The sequence below is a fragment of the Flavobacterium sp. BFFFF1 genome (genome assembly GCF_002256285.1).
GTDB lineage: Bacteria > Bacteroidota > Bacteroidia > Flavobacteriales > Flavobacteriaceae > Flavobacterium.
On sequence record NZ_NKJE01000041.1, the window covers coordinates 1 to 8,270 of the forward strand.

Here is an 8,270-nt window from a genome sequence, read left to right on the forward strand (position 1 = left end):
TTGGCACCTCGATGTCGGCTCGTCACATCCTGGGGCTGGAGAAGGTCCCAAGGGTTGGGCTGTTCGCCCATTAAAGTGGCACGCGAGCTGGGTTCAGAACGTCGTGAGACAGTTCGGTCTCTATCTATTGCGGGCGTTAGAAATTTGAGTGGATCTGATTCTAGTACGAGAGGACCGAATTGGACCGACCGCTGGTGTATCTGTTGTTCCGCCAGGAGCACCGCAGAGTAGCTACGTCGGGAAGGGATAAGCGCTGAAAGCATATAAGCGCGAAACCCACCACAAGATGAGATTTCTTTTAAGGGTCGTAGGAGATGACTACGTTGATAGGCTACAGGTGTAAAGGCAGTAATGTCATAGCCGAGTAGTACTAATAACCCGTAAGCTTATGTACGCGCTTCTCCCGTCAGTAATGGCGGGAGGGCAATCTTTCCAGGTAACTTTTTTATCCCAGTATGTTAATAATATTAGTTTACAGTTTACGGTTCAGAGTTGACCGATATCCTGTAAGCAAGTTGCCCAAAGCAACTAACGACTTAAGGTGGTTATTGCGGCGGGGCTCACCTCTTCCCATCCCGAACAGAGAAGTTAAGCCCGCCTGCGCAGATGGTACTGCAATCCTGTGGGAGAGTATGTCGCTGCCTTTTTTTAAGAACCCTTCATCTAACGATGAGGGGTTTTTTGTTTTGTGTCATTTTTAAAAAAAATAACGGCAAATATAATCCGAACAGAGCAGTTGAGCCCGCCTGCGTCCCGACGCTTCGGGAGTACTGCATCCCGATAGCTATCGGGAGTGGGAGCGTATGTGCTTCGCCAGTTCGGGCAAAGCCCTCGGGTCGCTGCCTTTTTTTGACACGAGCGATAGCGAACTGGCGAAGCAAAAGCCTTCATATGGCAATAAGGGCTTTTATCCGAAGCTCGATGTTCAAAATTCATTGTTCAAAATTTGTTGCTTACCATAGCATGTTTAATGAGTAGCAAGGAATTGTGAAATGTGAGGTTTCGATATCGAAACAGTTTGTCTTTCTCCAGTAACGCATGAAATTCCGTTACCCAATCAAATCCCCGTTCCCGGCGTAGCTTTACCAAAACCCACCGTATCCCTATACAACTGTGGTGACACATCCGCATTGGTCTTGAAGAACCTACTGAAATAATGCTCATCATCGTACCCCAATTCGTAAGCGATTTCCTTAATCGCCTTGCTCGTCAGGTAGAGTTCCCGCTTGGCCTCAATAATGATTCTTTCCGCAATCATGTCGCTGAGCGTTTTGTTGAAATGCTTTTTCGTCAGCCTGGCCAGGGCTTTGGCAGAAATATTAAGCAGGTCGGCATAATTTCCTGGTGCGTGTTTGGTCTTAAAGTTCAATTCGATTGCGTCTTTCAGGTTTTGCAGGATGAAAGGCTCTTTCGCATCGGTAATCAACGAAATGCTTTCCTGCAGTTGCTCTGTTTTCAGCCTCGATGCCGTAATCAGCAATACTTTGAGATACGAGACCAACAGTTCATACTGCGCCAATCCAGGATTTTCCATTTCATTTTTTATCTGACCAATCACCATGTCAAACGTACTTTCAGCATGGTCATTGATTTGTGTGAACGGCGGCTCATAAATGTTGTTAAACAATACCCCATTGCACGACACTTCTTTTTGGTGCATGTGGATACAATAGAAATCGGGATGAAAGTGAATCGCGATGCCTTCAATATTTTCAGTAGTACAAATCATAAAAGGCTGGTAAGGTGAAAACGCCAGCAACGCATTTTCTGCAAAATCATGCTCAGCAAAATCGGCTTTTACTTTTCCGCTTCCCTTTTTGACCCAAATCAACGAATAATAATTATTGCGCTGCAGGTGGTCGTAATGGCTGTTGTCCTGAAAATGGAAAACCTTAAAAGCCAGGTTCCCGTTTTGCGGATTGGTGATGGTAAAGGCATTGGGAGTACTCATAATTTCAGGTCTTTTTCTTCAATTTCCATATCATTGATACTGGCAAACCTTTTTTGCATGTATCCATTCTCATCAAATTCCCAAAGTTCGTTTCCATAACTTCGGAACCATTGCCCGGCTTTATTGCGCCATTCGTATTCAAAACGCACCGCCATACGGTTCTCACGGAATCCCCAAAGTTCTTTTTTGAGTTTGTAATCCAGTTCCTTTTCCCATTTCCGGGATAGGAATTGTTTTACTTCGTCACGTCCATTGATGAAATCAGTGCGGTTTCTCCATTCAGTATCAATGGTGTAGGCAAGCGATACTTTTTCAGGATCTTTTGTATTCCATGCGTCTTCGGCTGCCTGTACTTTCTGCAGTGCCGTTTCCATGGTAAAAGGCGGGAGCGGGTGTCTGGGTGTTTCCATCATTCAAATGTAATAGAAAAGGCAGTTATGTTCGATATAACTGCCTTTTATAGTTTGGTTGTAATTTATTAAATCGCGTTTACTTTTGGAAAGTCGATTTCGGTTCCGGCTGTATTGTTGAAGTAATTGGTCAATACATTAAGCGCCACATGCGCAACGATTTCCGCGATCTCGGCATCAGTGACTCCGGCGGTTTTGGCCGCATCGACATCAGCGTCGTTTACCAATCCGTTTTTAGAAATCAGTACTTTTGCCAGTTTTAATATTGCCTGTGTTTTGTTGTCCTCGGAAGCACCGTTGCGGGCCGCCAGCAAAACTGCGGTTTCTATTTTCAGCAATTGTCCGCCGATAAAGGTATGTGCGGCGAGGCAATAATCACAGGAATTGCTCTGGGAAACCGCGAGTGCGATCAGTTCACCGGTCCTGCTGCTGAGTTTTCCATGTGACAGGGCACCGCTCAAATTAAGGTAACCTTCCAGGACCGCATCTGAATTTCCCATCGTGCGCATCATGTTTGGAACCACACCTAATTTTGCCTGAACAGCATTAAACAATTCCTTGGTTTTTCCGGTTACTTCTTCCGGATTTAAAGCTTTTAAACGTGTCATCTTTGTTATTGTTAAGTTATGTCTTATTGACACTACAAAGATGCGACAGCCTTCCATGCCAAAGAATGGAGGATTTACGCTATGTGATGGACAATTTTCCCAGCCTACTTTAATATGTTCCCCACCGCCTCAACCGTAGTCAGATGGTATCCGGCCTTGGCTTTGGCAAAAATGCTTTTCGCCCACGCCTTCCCTTCAGGTGTTTTGATCATTTCCTTATATAGCGTCAGCAGCGATCCGGTGCGGCTTGTCGCAACCATGAACGATTCGATATCCGGGTAAGCCGCTTTATACTGATGCTTAATCGCCTGCACGAACCATTGCCGTTTGATCACAAAGTTTCCGCCTTTGGTAAAGTTGAATTCCTCGTCGATGGCTTGCATTTCACTTATGGTAAGGTCATTCGGAAGGTAATCGATGAAATGCTGTTTCTCATTGGTTGACTTGATTTTGCCTGCCAGTCCTTTGACTCCGGTTGTTCGCCAGTTTTTTTGTATCACATCAATGGCCAGGAAATCCTCAGAGACAGGGACGGTCACATTATCCGGGATATCTGGTTTGTAAATCCAAACCCACGCATTGATTTTCTGTTCCAAAACCTTATCTCCTTTTATCAGGTTGTCGTTTAGATAGTCGGTGAAGGTTTTTGTCGTGACGGACTGGAAGGCGTGGTCGTCAAACCACGATTTCAGGAAGTTGTCAAACTTTTCCCTACCGACTGCCTGTTCGACGGTCTGCAGGAATGCGTATCCTTTTTCATATGGAATGTCGCTCAGGCCATCATCGGGATTTCTGTCTGTGGTATTGACGCGCAATCTGGTATCTGGATTATTGGGTCCGTATTCTGCCATGTTGTCTGCGAGCAATTTACGGCTGAGGACATCCTGCATCTTCGCTTCTTTTTCGCCAAAAATCGCTTCGCCAATACGGTGTTCCACATAAGTGGTAAATCCTTCGTTTAGCCAAATATCGTCCCAGGTGGCGTTTGTCACGAGGTTGCCGCTCCAGCTGTGGCCCAGTTCATGTGCCAGCAGGCTGGTCAGGGAACGGTCGCCCGCAATGACACCGGGAGTGAGGAATGTCAGGTTAGGATTTTCCATCCCGCCATACGGAAAGCTTGGCGGTAGGACCAGCACGTCATATCTCCCCCAGCGATAAGGACCGAAGAGCTTTTCCGCTGCATTGACCATGTTACCCAATGCTCCAAATTCCGCTGCTGCCTTCTTTACGACCGAAGGTTCGGCATACACGCCCGTGCGGCTGTCAATCTGCTGGAAAGCCAGATCGCCCACAGCAATGGCCATTAGGTATGACGGAATGGCTTTGGTTTGCTTAAAGTTGTACACGCCGGTGTTGTTTTTCTGTTGTGGATTTTCGGCGCTCATTACAGCCATCAGGTCGGAAGGAACGGTGACTTTGGCATTGTAAGTAAATCGTATCGATGGAGAGTCCTGGCACGGAATCCACGTACGCGACCAGATGCTCTCCCCCTGCGAAAACAGGAACGGCTTTTTCTTGTCTGCGGTTTGTTCGGGTTTTAGCCATTGCAGTGCAATCGCGTCTTTGGTAGTATTGTAGTAAATGTTCACCCTGGTGGTATTCGGGGCGATTTTTATGTACAGTGGCCTACCGTGAAATTCTACCGCTTCCCCCAGCCTGAATGTTGTAGGCGTGTCGTCATCACCGAGGGTCACTTTCTGGATCTCCAAAGTATTTTCATCGAAAATAATTTCGTTCCCTTTGCTGATGTTGTCAATCTGCCACGATGCTTTCCCGGAGATGCGACTGGAATCAAAACTGACCTTGATATCGAGATCAAGATGTGTCACGACGGCGTTTGCGGGCTTTGAGAATGAATGGTCGTCTTTTACAGGTGTTTTAGGGGTTTGCGCTTTTTCGGATTTTTCCTTGTTGCAGCAAATAAACAGCAGCAATACTGGGACAAACAGTAATTTTTTCATTTAAAAAGAGATTTGCGCAAAGATATAAAGTTTGCGCCAAATTCACTCCGGATGTTTTTGCGTGAGGGATGGCAGCGGAAATCCTTTTTAGGATTGCGCGAAGTGGAACGGAGCGAAACCCTTAAAAGATTGCAGCGTACAGCCCGACCGTGTTGCAGGGCATGCGTGACCGGATGTGGAAACCTTCCGCAACGGGGTCACGCCCCAGTTATTCGCGTTGTGCTTTGCAGTATTCGCAAACGTCGCTCAGGAGGCACTCCGAGTGTTTGGGATTGGTGGGCCTGCAGGTTTCACGTCCGAGAAATGAAATTGCCATCCCGACTTCTCCCCACATCTCCTGCGGTAAAATGGCCATCAGGTCTTTTTCCATCTTGTCGCCCGTTTTGGCTTGTGAAATGCCGAGCCTCGGTACGACGCGCAGCACATGCAGGCCAACCAGGATACCTTCGGCTTTTACTTCGGCCTCGCGCATGATGACGTTAGCGGACTTGCGACCGATGCCTTTCAGCGCGGTCAGTTCGGGCATGGTTGTTGGGATATTTTTATCGTCTTTCAGGGTTTGGGCGATTTCGATCAGCCAGCCGTACTTGGTCTTAAAATTCCGCACTTTTCCAATCAGCGGTTCAATATCGTCAGGTTCAGCCTTTGCCAAAGCCTTCAGCGTGGGATATTTCGCGAAAAGGGCAGGGGCAATTTTGTTGATGTGTGCATCTGAATCCTGTGCCGACAAGATCACCATGACCATCAATTGGTATAGGTTGCCGTAATCGAGTGGATGTTTTTTGTTTTTATACTTTGTGATCAGCGGCTTTAGTTCGTGTGCCCAATCGGTTTCTTTCATTATTTTTTATTTAAAAGTATGGAATTCCAGCCAAATATAAAATTCCATCTGCACCGGTTATCATTTTGATTATTCATTGCGCTGTTTTTTATGTATTTTCACACCTTGAAACAAATAAATAAAAAATGTTTATGATTAAAAAAATACTGACGCCGGTTTTGCTTTTTATGTTAAGCGTTACGGCATTTGCCCAGATCAATACATTTCCTGCATCAGAGAGTTTCGACGCCGTGTTTACAGAGGGCCAGGATGTGGTTTTTATCCCAAACTGGACCGGAAACCGGGTCAATTCACCAGCCACCGCAACCCGCATTTTCAGGGAAGAGGTGGATTATAATTCGGCACCGGCCGCGATCAGTGTCATTCCCACAGCGGCGTTTACCGGTACCATTTCCGTAAACCTCGACATGACCGGAATCACCGCGCTGAATGTGAATTTTTTTGCCAAATCAATGTCCAATGGCGCAGGCAGCAGGAACGTAAATCTGAATATGGAAGCTTCCATCGACGGAGGATTGACGTGGATTGGCAACCAGGAAGTATTGTCGCTGCCTAATGAAGACCAGACGGATTTCATATCGTATAGCTATACGCTGCCTTTGGCGACTGCCAACCAGCCTAACGTGCTGCTGCATCTTTTGGTCACACGCGGTGCAGGGACAGGAACGCCGGCAAGGCTGGTCATGGATGATTTTTCATTTGTGGAAAATACCGCAACAGTGCTTGAAGCGAGTGAAACGGCATTGAATTTTAGCCAGTTGCAGGGCACACCCTCTGCGGCACAAACGTTCACCGTTTCGGCGATAAACCTTACCGGTGATCTCAATATTGCGGTAACGACTGATTTTGAAATTTCGATTGATCCGAATGTCGGGTACTCGAATGCGATTGTGATTCCTGAAACCGCTGACTTTATGGGGCCAATCACAATTTATACCAGGCTGAATGCGGCGACCGCAGGCGCACACAATGGCACCGTTACGGTGTCTTCGCCTGGCGCTGTTTCGCGCACGATAGAACTGACTGGGGACACTGTTCTGGTAAACGTAACCAATCCCACGCCATTGGTGTTGACTCAGGGATTTAATCAAACCGTTTTTTCAGCTTGGGATCCGGCAGCTGCCATGGGTACTTTCCCGGAGCATATGGCGTTTTGGGCCCACTCCGTTTCCGATCCAGGTTTGGATACGCCGTTCATCGAAGACTGGCACTGCCTTTACAACCTGACCAACCGTTCCCGTTTTGTAGGCCAGGGCGATAACGGTATTTCGTTTGTAAACGCTGCAAATCCTCAATTTGTCGGGGTTTGTGATGGAAGCGATCCAACACAGACCACCGGAGCGGTAATTGAGAATGGAAAGGCAGGTGCGGTAATTTTATCATTAGACACTTCTTCACTTAGCGCACAGGTTTCAACCGATACGGATTTTGTAACGATCATGTGGACAGGCCGGACCATTGCGCAAAACAGTAGAATTTATGGTTTGAGAATGCAATATCGAATAGGCGATGGCAATGGAAATCCCAACGCCGGATGGACTGAATTCCCAGGCACGGAGGAATACATTTCGGGTGCGACAGACAACTTTGAACAGAAGATCACACAATTGCCGTTAGAATGTGATGGCTACCCACTAGTTCAGGTACGCTGGGTGTATTACTTTATCAGCGGCACTGGCGCCAGGCCGAATATGGGTATTGACGACATCCAGATCGATGTGGCTACTACTTTGGGAACGCCTGATTTAGAAGCAACTAAATCTTTTGGATTTTACCCAAACCCTGCAAATGGAAATATGATCTATTTTAACAGACCTTCGAATGTTATACTTTCAGATGTATCAGGGAAAGTAATATGTAAAGCTGAAAATACAAGCGAAATGTATGTGGGCAATCTTACTCCTGGCGTTTATTTTATACGTAATGCCGCGGGAAAAGTACTGAAGATGGTTCGATAATTCTGACACAATATCGCAAAAACGCCCGGCATGTACCGGGCGTTTTTTATTGTTCTGATAGCCGTTTCAATTCGGCGAGCGCCGCTGGGAATGAATTTTCCATGTATTCCACATATTGTGCCAAGGTATCAACTTCAGCTTTTAGCGTGGTGATGCCGTTTTTTTCAGTTAATCGGTATGTTTCAAAACAACCGGTCCACTTTTCGGTTTCAGGGTCTAACGGCACTTCTTTTTTGTCTTTCATCAGTCCGATGTGTTTAAATACCAATACCTCGTTTTCTTTGTAAAAGAATATGTCGCTGTACATGCCTTCGCCCGAAGGTGACAGCAGATGTACCCGGTTTCCCTGCGCTATTTTTCCTTCATAATAGGAACCTGCACAGAATGGCGCAGTCCAGTCGCTATAACCCTGCTTGTCCCACATCAGGACCCAGACTTTCGCGGCCGGCGCGTGGATGTCAACGTTAAACTCAAGCTTTTTGATGCCGTACAGGTAGTTGCGCAACATTCCTTTTACAATAGCATTCCAGCCCATTTCGTA

General features: G+C 46.6%; 7 protein-coding genes and 2 rRNA genes. 3 read left to right on the plus strand and 6 right to left on the minus strand.

All coding sequences use genetic code 11. The features are described from left to right. Together CFE23_RS15605 and rrf are read left to right on the plus strand one after the other, a co-directional pair. Positions 1–394 (plus strand): 23S ribosomal RNA (locus CFE23_RS15605); the annotation flags it as partial. Positions 395–537: 143 nt separating this feature from the next. Continuing rightward, a 5S ribosomal RNA gene (rrf, locus tag CFE23_RS15610) occupies positions 538–647 on the plus strand. A 410-nt stretch (positions 648–1,057) separates the two neighbouring features. Here rrf and CFE23_RS15615 read toward each other — a convergent pair. From CFE23_RS15615 to nth, 5 genes are all read right to left on the minus strand, one after another. After that, positions 1,058–1,951 carry an AraC family transcriptional regulator gene (locus CFE23_RS15615; protein ID WP_291090056.1) on the minus strand — a complete coding sequence of 298 codons (894 nt, stop codon included), beginning with the start codon at positions 1,949–1,951 and terminating at the stop codon, positions 1,058–1,060. Beyond that, complete coding sequence (locus CFE23_RS15620; protein ID WP_291090105.1) at positions 1,948–2,361, minus strand: nuclear transport factor 2 family protein; 414 nt, start codon at positions 2,359–2,361, stop codon at positions 1,948–1,950. The genes CFE23_RS15615 and CFE23_RS15620 overlap by 4 nt, the downstream gene beginning before the upstream one ends. A 68-nt stretch (positions 2,362–2,429) precedes the next feature. Further along, complete coding sequence (locus CFE23_RS15625) at positions 2,430–2,969, minus strand: carboxymuconolactone decarboxylase family protein (protein WP_291090059.1); 540 nt, start codon at positions 2,967–2,969, stop codon at positions 2,430–2,432. Positions 2,970–3,073: 104 nt separating this feature from the next. After that, positions 3,074–4,930, minus strand: a complete 1,857-nt coding sequence (locus CFE23_RS15630) for a hydrolase/aminopeptidase (RefSeq protein WP_291090062.1) — start codon at positions 4,928–4,930, stop codon at positions 3,074–3,076. A gap of 208 nt (positions 4,931–5,138) precedes the next feature. Further along, positions 5,139–5,771, minus strand: coding sequence for an endonuclease III (nth, locus tag CFE23_RS15635; RefSeq protein ID WP_291090064.1), 633 nt, complete (start codon positions 5,769–5,771; stop codon positions 5,139–5,141). A 131-nt stretch (positions 5,772–5,902) separates the two neighbouring features. Here nth and CFE23_RS15640 point away from each other — a divergent pair, with 131 nt between their 5' ends. After that, complete coding sequence (locus CFE23_RS15640) at positions 5,903–7,729, plus strand: T9SS type A sorting domain-containing protein (RefSeq protein WP_291090067.1); 1,827 nt, start codon at positions 5,903–5,905, stop codon at positions 7,727–7,729. Positions 7,730–7,775: 46 nt separating this feature from the next. Here CFE23_RS15640 and CFE23_RS15645 read toward each other — a convergent pair. Next, positions 7,776–8,270 (minus strand): hypothetical protein (locus tag CFE23_RS15645; RefSeq protein ID WP_291090070.1); only part of this gene is annotated, 495 nt, incomplete at its 5' end.